This is a genomic window from Streptomyces sp. NPDC026394 (assembly GCF_055567735.1).
In genome coordinates, this window is sequence record NZ_JBVHPX010000009.1 from 1 (window position 1) to 24592 (window position 24592).

The window sequence follows — 24592 nt, forward strand, 5'->3', positions numbered from 1 at the left end:
ACAGGATCAGGCGAAGGCCGCCTTCGCGTCCGCTGAACTGCGGAAACGCTGGTCAAGTTCGAATCGCGTTCGACGCCAGACCTTAAATGACAAGCCCAGCGGTTGTCTCGCTACTCATAGCGAAGATCGTAGGGGCGCCCCCACTCTTCTCAGCCGCCTGTCACCATGAGGCTCACAGCCCATTTCCCCAGGTAGGCGCGTTGAATTGTGAGCCTTTGGGCTGTGAGGTGCAGCGTGACAGCCCGTATCCATTGCCGTATCCACCGATAGCCGAGGACCTGGATCACACGATTCGGTGAACCGCTGCTCTGCAGGTACCGCTATCTACTCCTTGTGGGCGGCACGTTGTCAGTCCGCCTGCCTAGCGTCCGTTTCGAGGCAACTCCACGTACACCACTGGGCCGGTTCCTGGACTGCGAGCTGTCGGCCGGTCCCAAGCCGTTGCGCGAGAGCTTCCGCGCCCGTGGACGAAGCATCGCTCATCGGCATCGAGTCCACCGGCGCCTCGTACGGCGGAGCGGGCCTGCGGATGCGCGCCGTCGGCAATGAACTCGCCGCGCGCCTGACCGACGCCGTGCACCGCCTGGACCTCGACCACCGCGAGACGCCGGTGGGCCGCGCTCACGACGAAGAACAGGAGCTGGCCCGCATGCTGCTCGCCGCGGCCTGGTACCAGGTCCGCGCCCGTAATCGTCGCCTGCGGCAGGCCACCACCCTGGGCGGGCGAGGACGCCCGCGCTGGGCCAGAGCCCCCGGCGCAGACCGGTTCGCCACCCGCCCGGAGGCGATGGTGATACGGGTGAGGAACCTGGCAGATCACCGGCTGGCCGAAGCCGCCGCTGCCAGCGTTCACAGCCTGGCTACCAGCCGGCAGGGCCTCGTGCGCGAACGCCAACGCCGCGCACCCAAATCCACCCAAGCGGATGCCCGCGTACCGGTGCCGGGCGGCTCACGCTCGCCTCGGGGCCCGCTAGTCTGTGCCACAAGACATCTTTCGGCCGACCGAGGAGTCCAACATGGCCAACGAGGTGGCCATACCTCAGCTGCCCTGCCGCTCGATCGACGATGTCGTCCCGTTCTACGAGGCGTTGGGGTTCTTCACGATCTATCAGCAGATGCGCCCGAACCCCTACCTGGCCATGCGCCGCGAAGACCTGGAGATGCACTTCTTCGCCATCGAGGGCTTCGACCCTGCCGACTCCTACGGCGCGTGCGCGCTCTACGTCCCCGACACTGCCGCCCTGCACCGCGCTTTCGCGCAGGGCCTGCGCGCGGCGTACGGTAAGGTGCCCGTCTCCGGAATCCCGCGGATGACCACACCCCGCAAGCGCAAGAACGACGGCCGCCGCACGGGGTTCACCATGGTCGATCCGGGCGGCAACTGGATCCGGATCTTCACCACCCCGGAGAAGGACCAGCCGGGCGCCGCGCCGTCGCCGACGAACAAGCTGGCCACGGCCCTGGAAAACGCCGTCGTCCTCGGCGACTCCAAGGGAGACACCGCCCAGGCCGCAAAGATCCTGGACGCGAACCTGGCCCGGGAACAGGAGACAGCGCACCCCGCGGACCTGATCGAAGCCCTCGTGTACCGCGCGGACCTCGCCTTGCGCCAAGACGACCCCGAGCGGGCCCGGGCCCTGCTCGCCCTCGTGCGAGCGACACCCCTTCAGGACAGCGAGCGCAAACGTCTCACCGACTGCTTCGCCCTGGCCGAGGAAATGGCGAAGGACCTGCCTGAGGACACGCGCAACTGATACGTGGCGATGCAGTCGGCACAGCGCCTACCGCTGGCCAGCGGTACCGTATCTGACACTGCCGCGCCGTTTGCTGCCACCCGGCTATTGTCTCGGCCACCGTCATCCGCACGAGCCACAGCCGCTCAACAGACCCGAACATGCCCCGGCAGCTCACCGGCACGCTCGCGGGCCTCGTCCAGTTGCTCCCGCAAGATGTTCCACCGCGACTCCACTGCCATGGCCACCGAGTTCCCATACTGGCGCTGTCAGCTTTCGGACCAGACGAGCAGGTGTGTACAGGGCCATCCTGTGTCGGTGCGTTCGGCCTGGGCCTTGGTCTGGGCGAGGCGGTAGGAGTCGGTGCCGGTCTCGATGATGTGGCCGCCGAAGGACAGGCGGTCGACGATGGCCGCGCAGAGCCTGGGGACGGTGAAGGTCTTGGCCCAGCGTGCGCCGTGCGGCGCTTCGTTGTATCCCCGAAGCAGTCGGGATGAACATGGAGGTATGGTTCTTGGTTCGCCGGGCTTACTTGAGCGCGAAAGCGTGAGGGGACAACAGCATGCTCGGAAAGCGGTATCGGTCTGGAGGCGTCCAGGGCGGGGTGCCGCAAGGCCCGCGCGATATGGCTAAGGCTTGATTGCTCGAAGCCCAATTCCCAGCGGTGCGAAAGACACCCGTCGAAACGACGCCTGAATTCGACGTCACGCCATGTTTCGGTCGCGGTTGGAGGCTGGAGCAACCTCCATGGCGTTGAGCGCCTCCCAGCGAGGGTGGCAAAGGGAACGAGTGGGAGGCCTAGGTCACGCTAAACACGTACAGCGAAGACGTACCACGGGATCGCCGAAGCCATGCGGCTGGACTGCCTCCCGTCTCCCACCCCAGCAGCGGGGTACCGGACTCGGTCTCCAGTGCGGCAGCAGCGTCAATCGTCGGATGCGACGTCCTGACATGGCCAGTGGCAGCCGAGGGTCTGCCGGTGGAGCCGTTGGCCGGGGCGCTGTCGGACGAGCGGCGCGAGCAGCTGGGGGACATCGTCCCGTCGTGGTGCCCGGCCTGGCCGGTGGAGTGGCAGCGGGCCTTCCACCTCGTCCGACTCCATCTGGAGGCCGGCCGCCCACTGCCGACCGAGCCCGGCGACGTCGTGCACCAGGGCGAGGGCCTCGGCCGGTGGGTGCGCTCGGCCCGGCTCGGCTGGGACAACCTGACGACCGTGCAGCAGTGGATGTGCGAGCAGGGCCTCGGAATCGAGCCTGCGGCTGAGGACGAGAAGCCGCCGCCGCGCCGTACGCAGGCCGACAAGTGGGCGATGAACTAACAAAACTGCCAAGCAGTTCTACGAGCGCGAGGGCCACCTTCAGGTTTCGAGGTAGCACGTCGAGCGGATCGTCGGCGAGGACCAGGAGGAGCGGGAGCACAAGCTGGGGGCCCGGGTCAGCAACCAGCGCAGCCGGCCCGCGACACTGACACCGGAACGGGTGTGACAGATGTCTGCCATCGGAATGCGATGGGTACGACTCGATTCCTGTGGGGTGTTACAGGACGGCGATGTGGAACGGCTGCGCCGCCTCAGTCCCATTTTTGCCGGTCAGGACCTGCACGACATGCGGTCCCAGGCTGTGGACGTAGACCTCGGTCCCCCAGTTGGCCCCGCTGTCGGCGGTGACTTGCAGCGCGGCGTGAGTCACGTCGACGGTCTCGGCGATGATCACCTTGTAGGTGCCGGTGCCGACTTTCTCCACGCGGAGGATGTTCTTCGTCTTCTCCACGATCCCGTCGCGGGTCACCATGGCGGCGGCGCGGGCGTAGGGGGCGTACAGCCGGATGGGATCGGCCATGGCGTGACCTCCAGGTGGTTGTCTTGGCGAGGGCCGTTTTTCTCATACTGTGATCGGCCGGGTGAGATCGGGGCACGGACAGGTCGAAGGGCTCGTGCCCCGGGGTTGCCGTCTTGGTGAGGCGGCCCGACCGTGTCGGTGAGGGGCCGGCCAATGAGGCTTATAGAACGATCACGGTGAAGGGGCTGTCTACGCGGGCAGCGCCCGCGTACGTCGTCACGCCCAGGGTGTGCGGGTCGTCACTGGTTTCATAGGGGTTGATATAGATCTGGGCCGGGACGGACGAGTCAACCCGGCCGATCAGGGAGGCCAGCGGCACGGCTTTGTCCAGGTCGATGTCCTTGCTGACCTTCACGGAGTACCTGCCGTCTGCAATTCGTCGGACTTCGACGACGCCTTGGGCTCGTACGACGGTGCCATCCCCATTGACCACGGCCGCGGCTTGGGCATAGGGAGCGTTGGCCAGCGGGTAGGAGGGGGTGCTCACAGCTCGTTCCTCTTTCCTTAGGGAATGTCGGCCGCACCGGGAGGGGGCACATGTGGGTGTGGAAGCTAGCCTGTTCGTGACGGAACGGTCGGTTGGGATGGCGTGTTGGTGCCGCCGTTAATCGGCGCTGATGGCCTTGATGGGCGCGTCAGAATCTCCCGGTGCCGTGGGGAAGGGGCGCGACATGCGCCGGCTGGTCCGGATCTCGCTGTGGGGGTTGCGTCAGTCCGTACGTACCGAGGTTCCTCAGGATCGGCTTCGCGGCGGGGGCGTAGCGCGCCTCGTGTCGGAACGGGGTGACCGGGTTCTGGCACGCCGGCGGCGAGTCGCCGTGCCGTGACTGCGGCGCCTTGCGGGATTATCGGGTCCTGAAGCGACGGTGGAGGTTGCGGGCCACGTACACCCCGGGGCCGCCGAAGCCGATGATGTCGGTGCGTCCCTCTCCGGTGATGTCGGCGAGGAAGCGGGGGTGGCGGTCGATTCGCCAGGCGCCGGCGTCGTCGTGGTAACCGAAGCCGCGGCACACCAGTTGGGCCTGGTCGAACTGCCCGTCGCCGCGGTTGTGCGCCACCCAAACGCCTTCGTCGCCGAAGCCGATGATGTCCGGGGTGCTGTCGCCGGTGACGTCGGCCAAGAGCCGCAGGTGTTTCTCGCCCGTCCATCCCTGGGCGAGTCCGAAGTCGTTCAGGACGAGTTTCGCGGGCTCGAAGGTGCCGTCGCCGCGCCCGCGGGCGACGACGACGCCCTGCGGGCCGAAGCCGAGGATGTCCACTGCTCCGTCAGGGGTGGTCGGAAGCAGGAACCGGGGGTGTTCCTCGGCCGTGCTCCATCCCTGGTCGACCCCGAAGTCGTCGAGGACGTACAGGGGTTCGGTGAAGGTGCCGTCCTCGTTCTGGAGCGACAGCCACAGTCCGTCGTCGTGGAAGCCGGCGATGTCGGCACGTCCGTCGCCGGTGGTGTCGACGAGGAAGCGGGGGTGCTTGTCGGGCAGCCAACCACCCGCTTCCTCGTTGTGGCCGAACGCCTTGAGGGCGGGTTCCTCGGTGAGTGGTGCGAAGGCGCCGTCCTCGTCCTGGAGCGACAGCCAGAATCCGTCGTCGTGGAAGCCGGCGGCGTCGAGCCTGCCGTCGCCGGTGGTGTCGACGAGGAAGCGGGGGTGCTTGTCGGGCAGCCAGCCGCCCGCTTGGACACCGTGTCCGAAGGCCTGGAGGGCCGGCTCGGCCCCCGAGGGCTGGAACGTCCCGTCCTCATCGCGAGCAAAGACGCGCAGGCCGTCGGCGGAGAGGACGACGATGTCGGGGTTTCCGCCGCCTGTCGTGTCCGCGAGGGTCCACAGGTCCGCCGGGCTCGCGGAGGGGGCCGCTGCGTGCAGGACGCGTTCGTCGTCGAACGTGCCGTCGCCGCAGCTGGAGGCCGTGACCAGGCCCGTCGTGGGTTTGAGGCCGACGATGTCCGCTCCTCCCGATCCGGTGGTGTCGGCGAGGAACCGTGCGCCGGGCCCGGCCCACCAGGTGGGTCGCCCCTCGGGTGAGCGGTTGGCTCCGTCGCTCTTCCACCCGCCGGCCTCCTGGTCGCTCCCGAATGCCTCAAGAACCAGCAGCATGTCGCTGAAGGCGGGGGTGGCGCCGGGTGCCGGGCGCAGTGCGGGCGAGCGGGTCAGCCGCCAGGACTGGCGGCTGTTCCAGTGGCTCAGTGGTGCCCAGCGCAGCACCGGGTCGCTGGTGCGCTCGGGCTCGGCCGTGACGAATCGCCAGCGCTGGCTCTTGGCGTTCTCGTCGTACTCGCTCAGGACGACCGCGGTGTCGTCCGGGCTGGGGTCGGCGAGGTCGAGGACGGCGCCGTCGGTGGCGGTCTCGATGAAGTAGCAACCGGCTTCGCCCTCGACGGGGACGACATGCCACTGCTGGGCTTGCTCGTTGGCGGCGGCGTTCCACTGGCGGACACTGCGGTCGGCGGCGACTGGGTTGTCGAGCACCTTGCCGTCGGCCGCGTTACGGATCACGTACGCCTGCTCGTCCTGGGCCTGTCCGCCTTGTGCGGCCTGTACCGGGACGAGTTGCCACTGTTCCGGGCTCGGGTCGCCGTCCGGCAGGTCGCGGACGGCGAGCGACCCCTCCGCGCCCGGCGCGTCCTTGACGCCGAGGGCCTTGCCCGTGGCAGCGTTGACGATCTGCAGCTTCAGCTCTTGCGTGGGTACGGGCATCGTGCTGCCCCTTCCAGGCGGTGCGGGCGTAGGTCAGGGATGGGTCTGATGCGGCGGTGGACGCCGGTCACGTGAAGACGTGGTGGTAGGGAACGCTCCACTCGTTGGGCAACCGCGGGTAGAAGGTGTTGATGACCGTCCCGGTGAAGTCGCCGCCCCAGTTGTAGGTGAGGCGCACCTCGCTGTCGGCGGCCACCGCGTAGTCCTTGAACCCGAGGATGGTGTCGGGGTGGGTGATCGGCACGAACGTGATCCCGCCCCACGGCGTCACCGTGACGACCCAGAGCTGTGTGTCCTCGGGCGCGCCGTTCTTCCCGCGCCACTTGTCGTCGACCTTGTCCGGCAGTCCCACCTGGACGGTGTCGGCCGGGCTCGCGGGGGCGTCTTGGTGCACGGTGACACGCCGACGCTGCGGCTTCGGGGTGCCGTCGTCACCGCGCCCGGCATCGGTGTGCCCCGCAGCAACGGGGGCGGTCGGCCCTGGTCCGGTGGCGGGGGTGGGCGGCACCTGGCCCGCGGCGCTCTCGAGGAAGTACAGGGGGCGCTGCCCGAAGAAGCCAGCGGGGGTGATGTACCAGAGGTGGCCCTTCGCCTGCTTGGTGGCGTCGTCCAGTGCGGTGGCCAGCTCGACGCCCTTGTCGTGGACCGAGTCCGTCAGTTCGGCGGGCCGCAGATAGCCGCCGTTGAAGGCGTGGACGAGCATGACGGGCCGGTTCTCGACCAGTGCCGCCACGATCGCGTTGTCGTAGCTGTTGACCGCTACCGGGCCACCGACCACCAGGTTCGACATCGTGGTGCGTTCTTGGGTGTACATCGCGAAATACCTCACCTGTTCTGGATGTGGAGAACAATGCGTCCGGTGCTCAGCGATATCACCGATTAGCCGATGCGATCGACACCTGCCCGAAGTTACCCTGGAACAAGCGGAGTTGAGAGAGTGTGGGGCGTTTGTCACTCGATTGAGGGTGATGAACGGTGACACCTTTCGGTGAATTAAATGCCATGCTAGCTTCGATCGCCAGAACGCGTGCACATTCCGTTCACATTTGCCGAGCAATATTCGGCCACATTAGTCGAGGATGGGGAATGTCTTCCAACGCGTACAATCTGGGACGGACCAAGCGCCAGCCGCTGACGAAGAAGAACCTGAAGGAACTCCGCATCGACTGGCCGGCTCTGCTGAACCACCCCAACCTGGTCTACGTCGACGACGCAGGTGTGCCGCACAAACCCATCGGGCTCTCCGTGAACAAGCAGCGTTACGGCATCATGCCCGGGACCGTGACCGCGTTCCAGCTGGGCTGGATCGCCTACATGAACCTCGGGGAGCCGCTCGTCGAGGAGCGGTGCGACATCAGGCAGCCCCCGCCCGACATGTGCTCTTCGCGTACGTACGTCAACCGCAGTCAGACGTCCAAGATGACCTTCACCGACTCGGTCGACTTCAGCGTGTCGAACGACATCAAGTGGTCGCTCCAAGGGGATGCCAAGCTCACCTTCGGCGGCAGCATCAGCGCACAACTGCAACTGCAACTGCAGAACCAGCTGCGGATGGACCTCCAGGAGCAGATGCAGGCGCAGTGCCAGAACGAGGTGGCGAACAAGAACGCGAACACCGTGACGAACAAGAACAGCAAAGACAGCGTCGGAGTGGACAACGCGAACGCCACCGAGAACGCGGTGCGGAACGCGGCGACGAACTCCATGTCGAACACGGTGACGGAGTCGGTGGGTTTCACGACCACGGGCAGCGCCACCGGCACCGCCATGCTCAACGCCTCGCTGGCGCTGGGCATCCAAGGCTCCGTGAGCGGTTCCCTGAGCACCAGTTGGGCCTCGAAATCGCAGATCTCCGGTGAGGTCCCCCCGGGCGGCCGCGTGGAGAGCGTCGTCACCCAGCGGCGCTGCCACAAGCACTACTACTACGAGATCCCAGTGACCTTCTCCGGGTTCATCGCGGTGTACTACGACGTGCCGGTGGCGGTCCTGTCTCCCCCGCAGCCCGCCGACTATCCCGGCCTCGACCAGCTGGTCGCCCACCCCATCAGCCACCTCGGCCTGACCGCCGGCGGCTTCCACCTGCACGGGCTGGCCGAGGTCGTCTCCGTCCTGGACGTCCACCACACGATGTTCGACTGCCAGAGCCTGACCGACAGCGACCGCTCGCTGCACAAGCACACGTGAGCCGGCACCACGCCGAGCACGACGAGCAGAGGTGACCACCATGGTGTTCAACAGCATCTTCGACTTCGCCGGCCAGAGCGCGGGGTTCTTCTCCGTGACCCACGGCGACCGAACGCACCCGACCGCGGACCCCGGCTTCGACTTCGACTCCGACTTCGAGGAGGACGTCACCGACACCACATACGACGACAAGAGCACGAGCCTGTCCGCCGATGCGATCCACGGAGCTTCCTCGCGCGCGAAGATCGTACAGGAGCAATCGCCCGAAGCGCGCCTCATCATGGGCTTCCTCGGCTCCTTCGTCCAAAAGACCCAGCAGGCGGCCGGCCCGACGGGGTACACCCAGGATCTCGGCTCGGTGCCCACAGCAGCGTCCGAAGGCATGGAGCAGTCAAACGCGAAGATGGCGAACAACCCCGACCTGAAGAAGAACGAAGACCTGCAGAACAAACCGGACAAGGGCAAGTACACCGGCATGCCCAAGACGCCGGCGAAGCCCGAGGCGCCGGAGGCCGGCAAGGCACCCAAGGCGACCGCCGACAAGCCGCCCGGCTCCAAGTGACGCCTTGGTCGTGAAGGGGGCAGAGGCGGGAGCGCCTCTGCCCCCTTCGGCATCACGCGGGCAGCAGCTGCCACTGCCGGCCCTGGTGGTCGCCCTCCGCTCCGTCCTGCCTGATCGCCGTACGGGCGTTGGTGTCCGCTCGCAGGTACAGTCCGCTGTTGCGGTTCGCGATCTCGTACACATGCGGAGCGTCCGCCGCCGAGCCCAACGGGATCAGCCTCCACTGCTGGTGGTGCGCGTCGTCCCCCTCATAGGCGCGTTGCGCGATCACAGCGCCGGGCCACTCCTGCCCCCCGACGACCTCCAACGCCTTGCCGCTGCGCACGTTCTCGATCCGGTACAGGGCCTCGCCGTCGTCCTGGCCGACCACGACCAGCCGCCACCGCTGATGCCCCCGGGGAACGGGGAGGGTCTGATGGATCTCGGCACCGTCCTTGACGGACTCGCGCGCGACCGCCATCCGCAGCCTGCTGCGGGCGTTGGCCCAGCAGACCACCGTGCCGGACTTGGGCAGCCTCGGTGAAGCGATCTTCCGGACCCGGTTGTTGATGTGGTCGGCGATGTAAAGGGCGTCGATGCTGTTCAGTGCGAGTCCGAACGGGTTGTTCAGCTGGGCCGAGCCGGCCGGGCCGTCATCTCCGCCGAAGTCCGCCTCGCCCGTGCCGGCGACCGTGCTGATCGTCCCGTCCGCGGCGACCTTACGCACCCGGTGGTTGTACTGGTCGCAGAGGTGGACGCAGTCGGCACTGTCCACCGCCACCGCCACGGGGTGGTTCAGCCGGGCTGCTTCCGCCGCCCCGTCGTCACCACCGAAGTCCGCCTCGCCCGTGCCGGCGAACGTACTGATCGTCCCGTCCGCCGCGACCTTGCGAATCCTGTGGTTCTCGGCGTCGGCGATGTAGACGACGCCTGCGCTGTCCACCGCCACTGCGTGCGGGCCATTCAGCTGAGCCGCTTCCGCCGCCCCGCCGTCACCACCGAAGTCCGCCTCGCCCGTGCCGGCGAACGTACTGATCGTCCCGTCCGCCGCGACCTTGCGAATCCTGTGGTTGTTGTGGTCAGCGATATAGACGACGCCTGCGCTGTCCACCGCGACGCCGTACGGGCGGTCCAGCTCGGCGGCGGCGGCAGGACCGCCGTCGCCACCGGCACCCGCGGCGCCCGTGCCGGCGAACGTGCTGATCGTCCCGTCCGCCGTGACCTTGCGCACCCGGTGGTTGCCCGCGTCGGCGACATAAACCGCGCCCGTGCCGTCCACCGCCACCCCACGCGGGTGGTTCACCAGGGCGGAGACGGCCGGGCCGTCATCGCCCCCGTAATCCGCCTCCCCGGCCCCCGCGAACGTACTGATCTTCCCGTCCGCCGTGACCTTGCGGACCCGGTGGTTGCTGTATTCGGAAAAGTACACGGTGCCGGTGCCGTCCACCGCGACACCGTACGGATGGTTCGACTCAGCCGCTACAGCCAAGCCTTCGTCCCCGCCGGAGCCCGCCTCCCCGGTCCCCGCGAACGTGCTGATCAGCGGGTCGGAATCCGCGCCACCTGTGGCTGCCCCATGGGCAGTGCTCATCATCTTCCCCTCACCGTTCACCAATCGACCGCTACGGGCGCAGGCAATAGGTCGGCCATTTCCGGGCTGGTGCCGCACTGCCTGCACCGCTTGGTCGGCCTGGTCTTCTTGTCGAGCGGACGAATCCTGCGCTCACGCACGAAGCAACCGTCTGCTGCATGCGCTGCTCCCATGCTGGAGGCCGATAGATCACCGCCCGAGCCTGCGGCAGGCAAACCCCTCCATCCAGTGGTCCAGAAGCACCGCCCCACCACGCCCAGCGCATGTCGGCACGACCGACGCACAGCGTGCCCCTGTGCCCCGGCGCACGCGCCAAGATGCGGGCGCCAACAGCTGGTTGTGGTCGCCCCCCCTTCAGCAGCCCGCCTCCCCCGCCCCGCAGGAGTCTCCGGAACCGGAGCCGGGCCCGGCCACGGAGCCGATGCTGGACGCGAAGGCCGTCCTGGCGACGGCGGAGCGGTTCCCGTGGGCCACAGCCGCACCAGGCGAGCAGCACTGGCCGGACGGTGGTGACCTCCTGGACGTCGCTCTGAGCGCGGTGCGCCCCGAGGAACACGAGGGGTACATCGAGCGCCTGGAGGCGTTCGGGGAGCAGCACCGCGCCCGCCTGCAGGAGCTGCTACGCACCCACAGGCCGGGCAGCCGGCCCGCCTCGCACGGCCGGTACGCGCTGATCGGTCAGACCGAGACCCTGGTCATCCTGGAGCGGATGGAGGCCGTTCCGATGCTCCTGCGCGGTCAGTGGGAGAAGGAGCTGAAGGACGTCTTCCTGGCCGACCTCGAGTTCGCATGGGGCCGCGCATCCGCCTCAGCCGGTAGCAGCCAGGACGACCAGCGGGGCCGAACAGGGTGATCCTGCCCGGCCCCGCTGCTGTGTGGTCAGCAGAAATCAAACCAGGTCTTGGCGCCGACCCGGACAAGTGGCACCGTGTCCCCGGCCGATTAGGTTGCGGCCGGGACGGGTTCGGTGAGGCGGTCCATCCGCGTGCAGAGGGCCCTGCGGGGCGTCGCCCTTGGGGATGCGGATGGTCTTCGAGGGGTGCTGCGTTCCTCATCGCGGGCGGTCAGCGCGGGTTCAGGGCGCGCCTGGCGTCGTTGATGACGCGCGGGCCGCGGGTCGCCGCGCTTGCCCTCGGCCGCCGGCAGCCCGTACGCGCGCACCTGCTCGTACGTGAGCAGCACCCGGGCGACCCGGCTCCAGCAGCCGGTGCGTCCAACCCAGTCGCGTTCGATATCCATCCCGGAGGCGTCCAGGTCCCCGAGGTAAAGAAGGTGTGCCGCGCGCAGATCGCGGGCGGTGCGGCGGCGGACGACGTCGGCGTAGGACTGGGAGGCGAAGCCGCGCACCACCAGGACGGGGATGCCGTACTCGGCCGGCCAGCCCGTCAGCTGCTGCCGCAGGGTGTCCTTCTCGGCCGCCACATACAGCGCGTGTTGCCGGCCCGCGGTCCGGTCCAGGCGGAACCAGTCCGGCGTTGCCCGTACGAATGCGGTGGCGTCCGGCCAGCATGGCGGGACGTGGACGTCGCGGACGGTGGGTGTCGATCAGGTCGGGGAAACGGCCCTCGCGGCGGGCCGCTGTCGCCCGCCGCACCGGCTCCTCCACGAAGTGCGCCTTCAGTTCCTTTTCCCGCCGCGAGTACAGCATTTCACCGGACTGTTTTCGCCGGGATCTCGTCCAGCGGCAGGGGTGACACGGGCCGCCCTGCGCCGGTGAGGACAGCATCGGCGATCTTCCGGAGGCCTGTGACGAGCCGGTTGCGGTCGCCGACGCGGGTGGCCAGCACCACCTGGCTCGGCTCGACGCCGTGCAGTGGGACGGTGGTCAGGCCCGGATGCAACCCGGTCGCCGGGTCGAGCGGCGGGCCGATGGCCACGGCCTGACCTGAGGCAATGAGTTCGTGCTTGTCCTCCAGCGCCTCGACCTGGGGTCCCTCAGGGGCAGGCCGGCCGTCGGGACGGGGGTCGATGCGCCAGTAGGCGTTGAGCAGGGCATCGGACTGGCGCACGTGCGGGAGGGGCTCGTCGGCGATGTCGTCGAGGGTGACGGATTCCTTGCCGGCAAGGCGGTGGTCCCGAGAGACGACCAGCACGCGGGGTTCGTCGTAGAGGACGGCGACGCGGAGCCGGTCGGTGGGGAACGGCAGACGGGTCACCACCGCGTCCACTCGGTGTTCCAGCAGCGCACTCCGGGAGTCGTTCCAGGCGAGTAGCCGGGTGTGGACCTCGGCGTCAGGGTGGTGGCGGCGCATCGCCCGGACGGCGTCGGTGATGAGCAGGCCCTTGGTGTAGCCGATGGTGATCCCGGCGGGCCGGGCCGCGGCCCGGGTGCGCGCCATCGCCTCGGTCGCGGAGCGCAGCAGTCCGGTGGCAAGGGGCAGGAAGACCTCGCCGGCGTCGGTGAGTTTGCTGCCGTGGGTGGTGCGGTCGAGCAGGCGTACGCCGAGCTGCTGTTCCAGGCGCCGGATCTGCCGACTCAGCGAGGGCTGCGTGGTCCGCAGGGCCTCGGCGGCACGGCCGAAATGCCGATGCTCGGCGACGACCGTGAAGCACTGCACCAGCCGCAGATCGAGGTCGACGAGCGCGGGAAAAGGTTCGGGCACACGGTCAGCCTAGATCGCGTCGACGCCTATCGGTGATACGAAAAGTGTATTTCCGGATGCGGAAGAGTCATTGGACGAGGCGGCGGCGGGGCGGCATCGTGAAGGAGCCCGCCCGGCGTGATCAATCGGGCCGGACCCTCCGATACTTGCGCCCGCGGTTCACCGGGCGCGGATCCAACGCTCACCCCGAGGAAAGCCCATGCCATCGAGCACCACTGACTTCTCCCTGCCCGCCCCGGAAGGCGACAGTGTCGCGCGGTTCAGCATCCAGGTCGCGGACAGCGCTCTGGCCGACCTGACGGACCGGATCCGGCGGACGCGCTGGGCCGACCCCGAGACCGTGTCCGACGACAGCCAGGGCGTGCCCCTCGGCCAGCTCCGCGCGCTGCTGGAGTACTGGGCCGACGGCTACGACTGGCGCAAACTTGAAGCGTGGCTCAACGAGCTGGGCCAGTTCCGCACCACCATCGACGGCCTTGGTCTCCACTTCATGCAGGTGCGCTCCCCGCACCCCGACGCGACGCCGCTGTTGCTGCTGCACGGGTGGCCGGGATCGTTGCTGGAGTTCGTGAAGGCGATCGGCCCGCTCACCGACCCCACCTCGCACGGTGGCTCCGCTGCCGACGCGTTCCACGTGGTGATCCCGTCGATGCCAGGATACGGGTTCTCCGACCGGCCCACCGGCACCGGCTGGGACCCGGACCGGATCGCGCGGGCTTATCACGTACTCATGAAGCGTCTCGATTTTGAGACCTATCTCGCTCAAGGCGGCGACTGGGGTGGGGTCGTGGCGACCCGACTGGGCAAGCTACGGCCGGCTGGTCTGCGCGGCGTCCACCTGAACTTCCCGGAATACCTCGCCGCGCCACCGGCCGGTGCCGAGCCGACACCGGAGGAGCAGGCGGCGCTGGTTCAGGGCGGCCGGTTCTTCCAGCAGCACGGCGGCTATCACGTCCTGCAGCGCACCAAGCCGCAGACCATCGGGTACGCCCTGGCCGACTCCCCCGCCGGGCAGGCCGCCTGGATCTACGAGAAGTTCCTGGCCTGGGCCGACCTGGACGTGCTGAGCACCGACGAGATCCTGGACCACATCTCGTTGTACTGGCTGACCGGCACCGCCGCCTCGTCCGCGCGCCTGTACTGGGAGTACGCCCAGCAGCCCCTCGGTCTCACCGAGCTGGACCTGCCGGTGGGCGTCAGCGTCTTCCCGCGGGAGCTGACCCGTACTCCGCGGATCTGGGCCGAACGCGCCTACCACGACCTGCGCTACTTCAACGACGACATCGCTGCCGGCGGCCACTTCGCCGCTTTGGAGCAGCCGCAGCTGTTCGCCGAGGAGGTCCGCAAGTTCGCCCGGGCGGTGAACCAGTGAAGACGGTCGTGATCACCGGAGGCACGGACGGCATCGGTCGTGCCTTGGCTCACGCTCGTCTCGACCGCGGCGACCATGTCGTGATCGTCGGTACCAACCGGCACAAGGGCGAGAGTTCCCTGGCCGAGGCCGAGCAGAAGGGCGCCCGCGGCCGGGCCGCCTTCATCTCGGATGATCTCGAACTCATCGACGAGAACACCCGGCTCATCGAGGACCTCGGCGCCCGCCTCACCCGGCTCGACCTGCTCGTGCTGGACGCCCGCTGCCAGCGGGTCCGGCGGGCCGAGACCGCGGACGGCAGCGAGTCCGATTTCGCTCTGTCGTATCTGAGCCGAATCCCGCTCAGCCACGGGCTGCGGTGCCCGCTCGACCGCGCGGACAACGGCGTCGTGCTCACTTCGGCGGCACCGACGGATTCGGCGCGCCGCAATGGGACGACCTGCAGCAACCCAGGCGCTACCACTTCGTCTCGGCCATGATCCACGCCGGCATCCTGAACGCTCCGCCGGCGGTCGATCTCGTCGGGCGATACCCCGGATCGCGCACCCGTTACGTGAACAACTTCCCCGGCACCGCCGCTACGAGCTTCGCCGGGGGCTACCACGAAAACCCGGTGACGCCCGGTCAGGTCGCCGTGCTCCGGCGGACCGCCAAGCCGGTCGCGGCGGCCCTGACCGAGATCGCGCCGTCCCTGGACGCGCCGGGCACCGAGCGGATCACCGCGGTCAGTGAAGGCAGGGCCATCCGGCTCGCCCCCGCGGTTTCCCTGCCCGTCGATGCCGCCCCTCTCCACCAGTACACCCGAGAACTGCTGTCTGCACGAAACGAGGTTCCCCATCATGAAGTGGGTCAGTTACCGGTCCTTCGACGGAAGCGAGCGCTGCGGGCTGGTCGAGGACGGCCGGATCCTCGGGCACGCCGCGGGGGTCACGCTGCTGGACCTGTTGCGATCCGGGGAGAGCTTGGAGGCCGCCGGCGCGCTGGTGAGGTCGAACCCGGCCGAGGTCGTGGACCTGGCCTGGGCTGACGTCCTGGCCCCGGTCCCGGTGCCGCCGTCGGTCCGCGACTTCGCGGCCTTCGAGCGGCACGTCAGCAACGCGAGCCGCATCACCACCGGCGACCCTGCGATCAGCCCGATCTGGTACGGGGAACCGGTCTTCTACTTCTCCAACCCCGCCGCGATCCGGGGCCCGCGCGACGACGTTGCGGTTCCTTCGGGTACGAAGGAGTGGGACTTCGAGGTCGAGGTCGCCGCCGTAATCGCCGACGACTGCTCGGATCTGGACCCAGGGACGGCCGAGGAGCACATCGCCGGCTACCTGGTCTGCTGCGACTGGAGTGCCCGCGACGTCTCCGGCCGCGAGATGGGCTTCGTCTTCGGCCCGTCCAAGAGCAAGGACAGCGCGACCAGCCTCGGCCCGTACCTGGTCACCCCCGACGAGCTGGAACCCTACCGATCGGGCAAGGGGTACAGGCTGGCCATGACCGGCTCGGTCAACGGCGAGCGGTACGGGGGCGGCAGCTGGGACGAGATCCACTGGTCGTTCGCCGAGATGCTGGCGCACGCCTCCCGCGACACCACCCTGCGCGCCGGAGACATCATTGCCAGTGGCCCCGTGGGCACCGGCTGCATCCACGAGCTGTCGGAGCACCGCTCCTATCTCCAGCCCGGTGACACCGTACGCGTCGAGGTCGACCATCTGGGAGCGGTCCAGGCCCGCGTCACCGACAAGGCCGAGAAGTTCGTCCCCGAGTTGAAAATCTCCCGCAGCATCGACATCGCCGCACCACCCTCGGCCGTCTTCGACGTCATCACGGACCCACGCCGGCACACCGAATTCGACGGCTCCGGCACGGTCGGCACCATGACAGCCGGCCCGGACCGCCTGAGCCTGGGCGCGGAGTTCAGCGTCTCCATGGTGCAGTTCGACGTGCCGTACAAGGTGACCAACACGGTCCTGGAATACGAGGAGAACCGCCGCATCGCCTGGTCCCACCCCGGCCGGCACCGCTGGCGCTACCAACTGGAGCCGATCGAGGGCGGTACGCGGGTCACCGAGACCTGCGACTTCACCACCTCGCCCCGAGGCGAGCTGGTCGCCGCCTCCGGCTGGGGCCGCCGCGACGCCGAGGGCATCGAGAAGACCCTGCCCCGGCTCAAAGCGCTCGTCGAGAAGAACCACCGGGGTTGAGCCGGCACCGTTCTCTCCCCCGACAGCACACCCTGAGCTTGTTCTTTATGCTTTGTGCGCTGTGAGTTGATGACGTTCAGCGATGCTCTCGGGCCGTCTGGCTGTTCTGCCCACGTCGTATCGGGTGGCCGGCCGCCGGTTCTTCGAGCCGGCCGGCCGCCCGGGGGCGGGAGTTGGGGGTTTCGGTGCACGGGCGGGGCGGTGCAGGTGGGGCGGATGTTTCTGAAGCTCCGGCGGACGCGGGCCGGGGTGAGTCCGGCGGGTTCGGCCGGTTTCTGCCAGGGGCGGCGCAGATCGGCTGCGGCTTCGCGGATGAGGCGAAGTTGGGTGTGGGCGGCGATGACGAGCCACGTCCAGCGGTCCGCCGCCTCGGGAGTGCGGAGTTCGGGCCGCGTCCAGCCGAGCGTCTGAAGCGGAAGGTGTGTTCAAGATCGGACCTGCGGAGGAAGGCGTGCCAGCGCAGGTCGACGTCCGGGCCGCTCATGCCGGTCTTGGATAACCACAGCCACAAGGGCAGCGGTCCACGGTCGCCGGGCCGAGGCCAGCGCGTCACCGTTCGACTCCTCCCGGCCCGACCACCCCGCGAGGACGGCACCCAGGTACCGCACGAACTTCTCCGGTCCCTCACTGGCCACCGTCCCCAGCGCGTTGGCCGCCCTCCGTGAGCCTTGCCCGCACCGGGCGTCGTCCACGTCGGTGGCGATCCGGTACGCACCCTTGCCGTCGAGCTCCCGCATGGTCCGGCCCAACACGGCCTCCCTACGGGCACAGGGCGCACACCCCGGGTCCACCACGACCGCCAACGTGTGCCGCGCGTCGGCCTTCCCGGACTGCACGGAAGTCCGCTGCCCCCACCGTGTTGGCCGGCACGATGAGCGGCTTCCCCGCCGCCTCGCCCACGATGGCCTCTTCACCGTGGTGCTGCGGCTGGGCGAAGGTCAGACAGATGATCCGAAAGAAGCGGTCTGTGACGCGGCAAGCAGTTCCAACGCGCGTTGCTTCAACTGAGCGTCGGCGTTCGCGGCGTTGCCGGAGTCGAAGGGCGGGTCGGGGGCGTATTCGACGGCGAGCTGGATCGCTCGCGCCGTGTCCTCTCCCGCGATCAGGTAGGCGAGGTAGAGGGCCATGTCCACGCCCGCCGACACACCGGCCGCGGTGATGATCTTCCCGCTGCGTACATACCGCTGGGGCAGGTATGTCACGCCGAAGGCTGACTGCAGGTACTCGGCGGAAGCCCAGTAGGTCGTGGCCCGCTTGCCTTCCAGAAGCCCGGCCGCGGCCAGAATGAGGCTTCCGGTGCACACCGAAGTGGTCCAGACGCTGTGCCGGTGCATCTCCCGGATCCAGCCCAGCAGCGCCTTGTTGTTCATCGCGCCGAGGGTGCCGCGGTTGCCCGCGCCCGGTACGAGCAGGACGTCGAGCCGGTCGACCTCGGCGATGGAGCGGTCGGCGACCACGGCCACGTCACGGGTGTCGGTACGGACCGCACCCCGCTTCTCGGCGATCATCGTCACGGACGCACCCGGCAACCGTGCCAGGATTTCGGCCGGTCCGGTGGGGTCCAGCAGGCTGTAGCCGTCGTACAGGAGGATGCCGACGTGCGGCGCGCCCGGTGGCGGCGCGGCGTGTGCCGTGGCGGCGTGTGCCGTGCCGGCCAGGGCCGGCCCCGCGGCGGCGAGCACGGCAGTGGCCGCGCTGCCGCGCAGCATATTTCTGCGTGACGTCGAAGGTGTCATGGTCAGGGAGTGTGCCGCCCCGGAACCGGGCGGGCGGGCGGCATGTCCGGCATCTTGCGCATCCTGTCCCCGGTGACCCCATAGCGGCTCGACAACGCCTGGCGCAGCGTTTCCGATGAGGTGAAGCCACAGCGGCGGGCGATCGCCGCCATGGGCAGTGCGCTGGATCTCACCAGGTGGGCCGCGGCTTCGGTGCGCGCGGCGCGTACGGTGCGTGCCGGAGTGGTGCCGAGGCAGGCGGTGAACAGACGGGTCAGATGCCGGGTGCTGATGCCCGCCCGGGCCGCCAGGGCCGCTGGGCTCAGGTCCTCGGTCAGATGACCGTTGATGTAGCCGGTCAGATCCCGTACCAGCCGGTCCTGCGGCGGAGGGCCGGCCAGGAAGACGGAGATCTGGGCCTGGTCGGCCGGCCGGTGCAGATGGGTGACGAGTTCCCGGGCCACGGCGCGGGCCAGCGTCGGCCCGTGATCGTCCTCAAGGAGCGACAGCGTGAGGTCCAGTGCGCTGGTGACTCCGGCCGACGTGTAGATGTTGCCGTCGCGTATGCACAAGGGCGCTACGTCCACCGCCACCGTCGGGTGGCGCTCAGCCAGTCGGCTGCCCCACCCCCAATGGGTCGTCACCCTGCGGTGCTTCAGCAGACCGGCGGCGGCCAGCACGTAGGCCCCGGTGCACACTGCCGCCACCCGCCGGCTGCGTCCGGCCAGTCTGCGCACCTGCTCCAGCAGCAGCTCGTCCGCCGCCGCGTCCTCACAGCCGACACCGCCCACGACGATCAGCGTGTCCAGGCGGCCGGTCACCGTCCCCAGTTCCCGCTGCGCCCCCAGGGCGATCCCGGACGAGGTGTGGACAGCCCGGCGGCCGAGCGTTCCCAGCTCGATGGAGTAGGGCGGTGCCGCGCCGTAGCGGTTGGCGATGTCCAAAGCGCCGCTCGGGCAGGCGATGTCGAGAATCTGCGCACCGTCGTATCCCACGATCAGAACGCGCCGTTGGTCAGTCATACACCCGATAGCAGCACATCCGCCGACTCCGCCCGGGCGGAGTCGGCGGATGGGTGGAGCAATCCCGCTGCTACGGCCTCGCCGGCCCTTCACGGTGTCGGGCGCGTCGGCGGGCCTATGCCCGGCTCGCCGCCTGCGCGGCGTCGTAGACGGCCTGCTCCTCGGTTCCGAAATGGGTGGAACTCATGTTGGGGCCCTGCACCCAGCCGAGGATGCCGATGATCTGGGAGGGGTCGTCGTAGCGGGAGAAGACCCCGACCTGGAGGCCCGCACCGGTGGTGGGGTCGAAGTTCTGCAACAGGGCGCCGCCGCTGCAGCCGGGCGACTGGGCGCCGGCCATCACGTCGTTGTAGTAGACGGGGTCGTTGCGGGTGGTGCCCTGGGTCACCATGAGGCTGCGGCCGTCGAAGGTCCGCTGGAGTGGCGCGGGGACGTTGCCGGGGCGGTAGTAGTTGCGTTCGTTGATGGTCGGGTAGCCGAAGATGTGATTGCTCTGGTTCTGCGGCTGACTGAAGCCGACCTGTTGTCCTCCGGTGACCTCGCCGATCGGGCGCGGGTCGTCGGGGTTGGCCACCAGGACCGCGGCCATGTCACGTCCCAGCAGCCAGTCGGCGCTCTGGCTCCAGGTGTTGGTGATCCACTGGCGGGTCACTCCCCAGACTCCGTACGGGGCGATGTCCTTGCCGGGCAGTTGGGTGCTGGACGGATCGCGGGGCAGGTTCGCTCCGTTGAAGCCCGGTACGAAGACCATGTTGGTGGCGACGACATTGCCGAAGCCCACATTGATCGGGGTGTGGATGCGCAGGCAGTGGGCGGCGGTCAGCACGACGCTGCGGTTGGCGCTGCTGACGACGTTGCCGGAGCACGAGGACGTCGAGACGGCGCCGGTCTCCACGTCCGTGTACTCCATGAAGATCTTTCCGGCGGTGCGGGAGATGAGTCCGTGCTTGCGCGGCCACGGCTTGCTGAGGTCGTCCCAGCCTCCCGGCGGCGCGGTGGCGTCCCGGTCCTCGTTGTTGAGGCCGGCGTCGGCCATCTTTCCGAGGGTCCAGTACTCCACCTCGGCCCGGAGCCTCTTCTGGTAGTCGGGGCCGGCCGGGACCAGCGGGCTGAGCTCGAAGGCGGGAACTGCGGCCGCGCGTGCCGGGGGCGCCGCCGTGGTGAGCAGCGTGGCCACCAGCGCGAGCAGGCCGAGTACGGCGGTGATCACACGTCTGGACGGCATGGTGATGAGCAAGGCTCTCCCCTCCTGGGGCTCCTGGGGCGGTCCGTGGAGACGGGTCCGGTGGATGACCTGAGCGGCTTCTTCGGCCCGGCGGTACTGTGCGGGGCGCACCGGGGCGGGACGCGCCGGGGCGGGCCTCACGGGTTGGCGGTCACTTCGAAGCCCGCGCCGAAGACGCCGGGCGGCGCCGCGCGGTCGCGGGTGCGCAGGTCGGCGAGGATGTTGGCCGAGCTGGTGTACTCGAACGGCGGCAGGGACAGGGTGATCGCCTTGGTGATCCCGGCCCAGGGGCCGGAAGCCTGGAAGTTGTTGTCCTGGGAGGGAAGCTCGGTTCCCGGAACGTGCCAGATGGCCGGGCCGCCCGAGTCACCGGTCAGGTTCGCGGCCGCGGACCGGTAGATGCCGCCGGTGTTGTCCATGATGGTGCCGAACCACACACCCGTCTGGCCCGAGACGATGAGCTCGTTGTCGCCGGTGGCGAGCAGCCGCTCGGTGTCGAGTGCGGGGTGCGGGGCGTTCGGGCTGGGGGTCCCGTCGGGGACTTTCACCTCGCCGGTCTGCTTGAGGTAGGGGCCCTGCGAGGAGAGCGTCACCTGCGGAACCAGCTCGATGACCATGTAGTCCTTGGTCATGTGGCCGGTGCCCGAGCCCTCGGGGTCCTTGAAGTAGCGCACGTACCCGATCGGGCCGAACTCGGTGTCCGCCCGGTCGTACACGGGCGCTACATCGTCGGGGATCTCGCGGTCCGCGTACGTGCCGTCGGGGTCCTTGAGGCAGTGGCCCGCCGACATGGCGATGTGGTGGCCGTACTTGTCCGTGCCCACGGCGCCGATGGTGCAGAAGGCGAACGGCAGCGACGGACTGAAGAGGATCTGCATGCCGTTGTGGACGCGCTTGCCCGCCTCGGCCCGGGCGGCGCCGACCGCCACGGTCCAGATGACCGTGAGGCTCAGCAGCAGTATGCCCAGTCGTCTGATCATGTGCGCAGTCCTGTCTGTCGGGAGCGGAAGGTCAGGCAGATGCCGCGAAGGCCGCTTCGAGCCGCGGGACGAAGTCCACGAGGTCCTGCGCCCAGCAGCCGCTGGTGTGGCCGCCGTCGCACGCGGTGCCCCAGCCGGACCCGTCGCCGTAGTCCACGTAGTGCGCGGGATGTCCGAGGGCGTCCAGCCGCTCCTTGGCGTGCTGGGAGGCCGACTGCACCCAGAACTCGGGCTCGGAGGCACTGCCCTTGCCGTTGCCGGTGTAGATCGACACGCCCGTCCCGGCCCGGGCCAGGACGTCCATGTGTGAGACCGGGTCCGCCTCGTTCCAGCGCCAGTCGGCGCCCAGGATCGGGTACGGCGTGCCGAAGATGGCGTCGCTGGACACCGGGGGCCCGAAATCGAGGCTGCACGTGGGGTTGGAGCTGCCGCACAGCGGAGCGCCGATATTGGTGAGCGTGGCGACGACGGCCGCGCGCATGACGGCGTGGTTCATCGAGAGCTCGTTGGCACCGGAGAGTGTGGCGACCTGGCTGAACAGGCCGGGGTGCCGCTGGGCGTAGTGCAGGGCGCCGAAGCCCCCCATCGACAGGCCGGCGACGGCGCGCGCCTTCTTGTTCGCGTCGGTGCGCAGGTTGGCGTCGATGAACGGGATCACCTGGCTGATGTGGAAGTTCTCCCAGTTCTGCGCGCCGGCGACGGTGTCCTGGTCGAGCCAGTTGGCGTACCAGCCCCGACGGCCGCCGTCCGGAATGACCGTGATCATCGACTGCGCCGCGGTGAGAGCGGGGTAGGCCAGGTTCGGGTTACCCGGGTCGTCGGACGCGCCGTGCAGGAAGTACAGCACCGGGTAGCGCTTCTCGGGGCGGTCGGCGTAGTCGCCGGGCAGCAGTACCCGGATGCGGTGTTCACCGGCGACCTCGGGCGTGGTCACGGTGATGACGAAGTTGGTGGCGGAGCCGGTGGCGCCGCCGACCTGGGTCAGGCCGAAACCGTCGCTCATCTCCGGGGGCTTCGGGCCCGCTGCCTCGGCCCGGGGGGAAGGGGCGCCCAGCAGAAGGAGGGCTGCGGCCACGGCGACGACTGCTGCCTTCGCGCGCAGGAGCCGGGCGGGCAGAGCTGATCTCATCAGGTGTCCTCGGGTGGGCTGGAGGCCAGGTGTCCTCGGTGGGCTGGAGGCCAGATGTCCTCGGGGTGGGGTGAAGGCCATGGGGCGGGTGGTTCAGCCAGTCACCGGGAATCACACCGCAACGCCCCGCGTGGCGCCATAGGCCCAGGTGGCGCAGTTGGGCCACTGGCGCGAGTGCGCTACGTACGCAGTACGCTCCGGGAGCCGGACGGACCGGCCTCGGTACGGCGAGGGGGAAGTCGTGCGCGACGTGCTGGACCCGCACTCCGACCGCGGACGGGTCTACCGGCTTCTGGTCAGTCACCCGCACGAGTCCGCCGCACGGCTGGCGGCCCGGGCCGGCCTGAGCGAGACCGCCGTCCGTACGGTGCTCAAGGAACTCGCCGCCGAGAACGTCGTCGTCACGACGGCCCCCGAGGCTGCGGATGCCTCCTGGGAGGCGGCGCCGCCCACGCAGGTCGTCGAGGCGCTGCTCCAGCGCGATGACGCCTTGCGCACAGCATTGCGCCAGACCGGTACCGAGCTGGAACGGCTCTACCGTTTCGCCAGGAGGGACGCCGGCCACTACGGCGCGCTGGAAGTCGTCGAGGACCCCGCGCGCATGCTGGCGGTCAGTCGGCAGCTCCAGCAGTCAGCGCGCCGGCAGATCCGGGTCATCGACGTGCCGCCGTACTCCGGCACGGCCGAGCACTACCGCGCGCAGGAAACGCTGCAGCGTGAGCGGATGGCCGCCGGTGTCGTCTACCGCGCCATCTACCACGGCTCCGCGTTCGACGACCCCATCGCGTGGCCCAACATGGCCCGCATGATCGAGGCGGGGGAACAGGCACGGACCCTGGACGATCCACCCATGAAGCTGGCCATCTGCGACAGCGATCTGGTGGTGGTCACCCTCGCCGCCGACGACCACTGCGAGGTCGTGTCCCTGCTGATCCGTCCGTCCAGCCTGTCCCAGGCGCTGTCCAACGTCTTCGAGACCCTGTGGAGGCTCGCTGTTCCGGTCTCGGCAGCGGGTATCGGTACGCAGATCGACGCCCGGGACCGTCAGATCCTCACACTCATGGCCAGCGGTGCCACCGACGACGCGATCGCCAGGCACCTGGGGGTGGGCCGCCGCACCGTCGTACGGCGCGTCTCCGCGCTCCTGGACAGACTGGGCGCCACCACCCGTTTCCAGGCAGGGGTCCAGGCGGCACGACGCGGCTGGCTCTGAGAACACCGACCGACCGGCCCGAGCTGGCAGCAACCGCGCGATACGGCTTGCCTCTTGCTCGGTGGTCGCGGTGCGGACGGAGGCCGGGCTTCCGTGGTGAAGTTCTGGCCGTCGTTGCAGACCAGGCTGCCGTCTGTACGCTGCGTCGCCCGTGCCCGCTTCACCGAGGTACTGGATGCGGCGGTGCGCCGGTCGGCTGGAACAGGGTGCCCTGAGAAGAGTCTTCGGGGGAAGAGAGCGAACCTTGTGAGTGACATGTGACACCTGCCTCTACGCCGAAGGCGACCCGACAACCGCATCGACACCAAGGGGGCCTTCTCCCTGTCGAACCTTCTCCTAGGCATGGGCAGCGCGGCGCTCGCGGTCGGAACCGCAGGCGCGGCGGTAACCTCCGCACCGGCTCGCAAGGCGATCGTTGGCTGTGCGCCCACCATCGCAGAGGCAGGCGGAGCGCTCGTCGCGGCTGGTGCCCGGAGAAGTTCCTCTCCAAGGCATTCTCATGTCTCCAGCGACCCATCGCAGGGCCACCCCCATAGCGGCCCTAGCCATCCTCATTGCCCTCGG

The 24592-nt window shown here is 69.0% G+C and carries 22 protein-coding genes and 2 pseudogenes; 9 read left to right on the top strand and 15 right to left on the bottom strand.

Annotated elements, in window-relative coordinates; translation table 11 throughout:
* Positions 1-1016: 1016 nt before the first annotated feature.
* The gene (locus ACZ4QV_RS21535; RefSeq protein ID WP_467763264.1) at positions 1017-1754 is read left to right on the top strand and encodes a bleomycin resistance protein; all 738 of its coding nucleotides are present in this window, start codon (positions 1017-1019) and stop codon (positions 1752-1754) included.
* 248 nt (positions 1755-2002) lie between these two features.
* Here ACZ4QV_RS21535 and ACZ4QV_RS21540 read toward each other — a convergent pair.
* Positions 2003-2182 (bottom strand): annotated as a pseudogene (locus ACZ4QV_RS21540) (hypothetical protein); the annotation flags it as partial.
* 509 nt (positions 2183-2691) lie between these two features.
* Between ACZ4QV_RS21540 and ACZ4QV_RS21545 the strand changes: the two are divergent.
* Positions 2692-3051, top strand: coding sequence for a hypothetical protein (locus ACZ4QV_RS21545; protein ID WP_467763265.1), 360 nt, complete (start codon positions 2692-2694; stop codon positions 3049-3051).
* Positions 3052-3090: 39 nt separating this feature from the next.
* Here ACZ4QV_RS21545 and ACZ4QV_RS21550 read toward each other — a convergent pair whose 3' ends face one another.
* From ACZ4QV_RS21550 to ACZ4QV_RS21570, 5 genes are all read right to left on the bottom strand, one after another.
* Positions 3091-3231: a hypothetical protein gene (locus ACZ4QV_RS21550; protein ID WP_467763266.1), complete on the bottom strand. Its 141-nt coding sequence runs from the start codon at positions 3229-3231 to the stop codon at positions 3091-3093.
* 37 nt (positions 3232-3268) lie between these two features.
* On the bottom strand, positions 3269-3571 hold the full coding sequence (locus ACZ4QV_RS21555) for a hypothetical protein (RefSeq protein ID WP_361152706.1): 303 nt from the start codon (positions 3569-3571) through the stop codon (positions 3269-3271).
* Positions 3572-3731: 160 nt separating this feature from the next.
* Positions 3732-4058, bottom strand: a complete 327-nt coding sequence (locus ACZ4QV_RS21560; protein ID WP_467763267.1) for a hypothetical protein — start codon at positions 4056-4058, stop codon at positions 3732-3734.
* A gap of 358 nt (positions 4059-4416) precedes the next feature.
* The gene (locus tag ACZ4QV_RS21565) at positions 4417-6261 is read right to left on the bottom strand and encodes an RICIN domain-containing protein (RefSeq protein WP_467763268.1); all 1845 of its coding nucleotides are present in this window, start codon (positions 6259-6261) and stop codon (positions 4417-4419) included.
* Between the two features lie 67 nt (positions 6262-6328).
* Positions 6329-7075: a hypothetical protein gene (locus ACZ4QV_RS21570; protein WP_361152699.1), complete on the bottom strand. Its 747-nt coding sequence runs from the start codon at positions 7073-7075 to the stop codon at positions 6329-6331.
* A 272-nt stretch (positions 7076-7347) separates the two neighbouring features.
* Between ACZ4QV_RS21570 and ACZ4QV_RS21575 the strand changes: the two genes are divergently transcribed.
* Together ACZ4QV_RS21575 and ACZ4QV_RS21580 are read left to right on the top strand one after the other, a co-directional pair.
* Entirely contained in the window at positions 7348-8445 is a 1098-nt protein-coding gene (locus tag ACZ4QV_RS21575) for a hypothetical protein (protein ID WP_361152696.1), read from the top strand.
* 40 nt (positions 8446-8485) lie between these two features.
* Positions 8486-9007 (top strand): hypothetical protein, encoded by a 522-nt coding sequence (locus tag ACZ4QV_RS21580; protein ID WP_361639197.1) that lies wholly within the window; start codon positions 8486-8488, stop codon positions 9005-9007.
* Between the two features lie 52 nt (positions 9008-9059).
* Here ACZ4QV_RS21580 and ACZ4QV_RS21585 read toward each other — a convergent pair whose 3' ends face one another.
* A complete protein-coding gene (locus ACZ4QV_RS21585; protein ID WP_467763269.1) occupies positions 9060-10475 on the bottom strand; it encodes an NHL domain-containing protein in 1416 nt (471 codons plus the stop codon).
* Between the two features lie 523 nt (positions 10476-10998).
* On the opposite strand from ACZ4QV_RS21585, the gene ACZ4QV_RS21590 reads away from it, so the two are divergent.
* On the top strand, positions 10999-11430 hold the full coding sequence (locus tag ACZ4QV_RS21590; protein ID WP_361592356.1) for a hypothetical protein: 432 nt from the start codon (positions 10999-11001) through the stop codon (positions 11428-11430).
* A gap of 89 nt (positions 11431-11519) precedes the next feature.
* On the opposite strand, the gene ACZ4QV_RS21595 is transcribed toward ACZ4QV_RS21590, so the two are convergent.
* Entirely contained in the window at positions 11520-11999 is a 480-nt protein-coding gene (locus tag ACZ4QV_RS21595; protein ID WP_467763270.1) for a hypothetical protein, read from the bottom strand.
* Between the two features lie 227 nt (positions 12000-12226).
* Positions 12227-13180: a LysR family transcriptional regulator gene (locus tag ACZ4QV_RS21600; protein ID WP_361152681.1), complete on the bottom strand. Its 954-nt coding sequence runs from the start codon at positions 13178-13180 to the stop codon at positions 12227-12229.
* Between the two features lie 199 nt (positions 13181-13379).
* Here ACZ4QV_RS21600 and ACZ4QV_RS21605 point away from each other — a divergent pair, with 199 nt between their 5' ends.
* The 3 genes from ACZ4QV_RS21605 to ACZ4QV_RS21615 all read left to right on the top strand — a co-directional run bounded on the left by ACZ4QV_RS21605 (position 13380) and on the right by ACZ4QV_RS21615 (position 16744).
* Entirely contained in the window at positions 13380-14552 is a 1173-nt protein-coding gene (locus ACZ4QV_RS21605; RefSeq protein WP_467763271.1) for an epoxide hydrolase family protein, read from the top strand.
* Positions 14549-15031 (top strand): SDR family NAD(P)-dependent oxidoreductase, encoded by a 483-nt coding sequence (locus ACZ4QV_RS21610; protein ID WP_467763272.1) that lies wholly within the window; start codon positions 14549-14551, stop codon positions 15029-15031. Before ACZ4QV_RS21605 ends, ACZ4QV_RS21610 begins: the two co-directional genes overlap by 4 nt.
* 360 nt (positions 15032-15391) lie before the next feature.
* Positions 15392-16744: a fumarylacetoacetate hydrolase family protein gene (locus ACZ4QV_RS21615; protein WP_467763273.1), complete on the top strand. Its 1353-nt coding sequence runs from the start codon at positions 15392-15394 to the stop codon at positions 16742-16744.
* Positions 16745-16789: 45 nt separating this feature from the next.
* On the opposite strand, the pseudogene ACZ4QV_RS21620 reads toward ACZ4QV_RS21615, so the two are convergent.
* The 6 genes and pseudogenes from ACZ4QV_RS21620 to ACZ4QV_RS21645 form a co-directional block, all read right to left on the bottom strand.
* Positions 16790-17279, bottom strand: a pseudogene (locus ACZ4QV_RS21620) (NF041680 family putative transposase); the annotation flags it as partial.
* A gap of 403 nt (positions 17280-17682) precedes the next feature.
* Positions 17683-18480 (bottom strand): DJ-1/PfpI family protein, encoded by a 798-nt coding sequence (locus ACZ4QV_RS21625; protein ID WP_361639216.1) that lies wholly within the window; start codon positions 18478-18480, stop codon positions 17683-17685.
* 2 nt (positions 18481-18482) lie between these two features.
* A complete protein-coding gene (locus ACZ4QV_RS21630) occupies positions 18483-19481 on the bottom strand; it encodes a GlxA family transcriptional regulator (protein ID WP_361152669.1) in 999 nt (332 codons plus the stop codon).
* Positions 19482-19596: 115 nt separating this feature from the next.
* Positions 19597-20706, bottom strand: a complete 1110-nt coding sequence (locus ACZ4QV_RS21635) for a trypsin-like serine peptidase (protein WP_361152667.1) — start codon at positions 20704-20706, stop codon at positions 19597-19599.
* 137 nt (positions 20707-20843) lie between these two features.
* Positions 20844-21686, bottom strand: a complete 843-nt coding sequence (locus ACZ4QV_RS21640) for a chymotrypsin family serine protease (RefSeq protein ID WP_467763274.1) — start codon at positions 21684-21686, stop codon at positions 20844-20846.
* Between the two features lie 31 nt (positions 21687-21717).
* Positions 21718-22815, bottom strand: a complete 1098-nt coding sequence (locus ACZ4QV_RS21645) for an alpha/beta hydrolase (RefSeq protein ID WP_361592343.1) — start codon at positions 22813-22815, stop codon at positions 21718-21720.
* Between the two features lie 241 nt (positions 22816-23056).
* On the opposite strand from ACZ4QV_RS21645, the gene ACZ4QV_RS21650 reads away from it, so the two are divergent.
* Positions 23057-24028 (top strand): LuxR C-terminal-related transcriptional regulator, encoded by a 972-nt coding sequence (locus ACZ4QV_RS21650; RefSeq protein WP_361152661.1) that lies wholly within the window; start codon positions 23057-23059, stop codon positions 24026-24028.
* Positions 24029-24592: the final 564 nt, after the last annotated feature.

Coding starts and splice junctions, on each gene's coding strand:
- ACZ4QV_RS21535 (WP_467763264.1), top strand. CDS start 1,017: ATGGCCAACGAGGTGGCCATACCTCAGCTGCCCTGCCGCTCGATCGAC.
- ACZ4QV_RS21570 (WP_361152699.1), bottom strand. CDS start 7,075: ATGTACACCCAAGAACGCACCACGATGTCGAACCTGGTGGTCGGTGGC.
- ACZ4QV_RS21640 (WP_467763274.1), bottom strand. CDS start 21,686: ATGATCAGACGACTGGGCATACTGCTGCTGAGCCTCACGGTCATCTGG.
- ACZ4QV_RS21630 (WP_361152669.1), bottom strand. CDS start 19,481: ATGACTGACCAACGGCGCGTTCTGATCGTGGGATACGACGGTGCGCAG.
- ACZ4QV_RS21580 (WP_361639197.1), top strand. CDS start 8,486: ATGGTGTTCAACAGCATCTTCGACTTCGCCGGCCAGAGCGCGGGGTTC.
- ACZ4QV_RS21555 (WP_361152706.1), bottom strand. CDS start 3,571: ATGGCCGATCCCATCCGGCTGTACGCCCCCTACGCCCGCGCCGCCGCC.
- ACZ4QV_RS21645 (WP_361592343.1), bottom strand. CDS start 22,815: ATGAGATCAGCTCTGCCCGCCCGGCTCCTGCGCGCGAAGGCAGCAGTC.
- ACZ4QV_RS21590 (WP_361592356.1), top strand. CDS start 10,999: ATGCTGGACGCGAAGGCCGTCCTGGCGACGGCGGAGCGGTTCCCGTGG.
- ACZ4QV_RS21550 (WP_467763266.1), bottom strand. CDS start 3,231: ATGGCAGACATCTGTCACACCCGTTCCGGTGTCAGTGTCGCGGGCCGG.
- ACZ4QV_RS21565 (WP_467763268.1), bottom strand. CDS start 6,261: ATGCCCGTACCCACGCAAGAGCTGAAGCTGCAGATCGTCAACGCTGCC.
- ACZ4QV_RS21635 (WP_361152667.1), bottom strand. CDS start 20,706: ATGCCGTCCAGACGTGTGATCACCGCCGTACTCGGCCTGCTCGCGCTG.
- ACZ4QV_RS21625 (WP_361639216.1), bottom strand. CDS start 18,480: ATGACACCTTCGACGTCACGCAGAAATATGCTGCGCGGCAGCGCGGCC.
- ACZ4QV_RS21605 (WP_467763271.1), top strand. CDS start 13,380: ATGCCATCGAGCACCACTGACTTCTCCCTGCCCGCCCCGGAAGGCGAC.
- ACZ4QV_RS21575 (WP_361152696.1), top strand. CDS start 7,348: ATGTCTTCCAACGCGTACAATCTGGGACGGACCAAGCGCCAGCCGCTG.
- ACZ4QV_RS21615 (WP_467763273.1), top strand. CDS start 15,392: ATGAAGTGGGTCAGTTACCGGTCCTTCGACGGAAGCGAGCGCTGCGGG.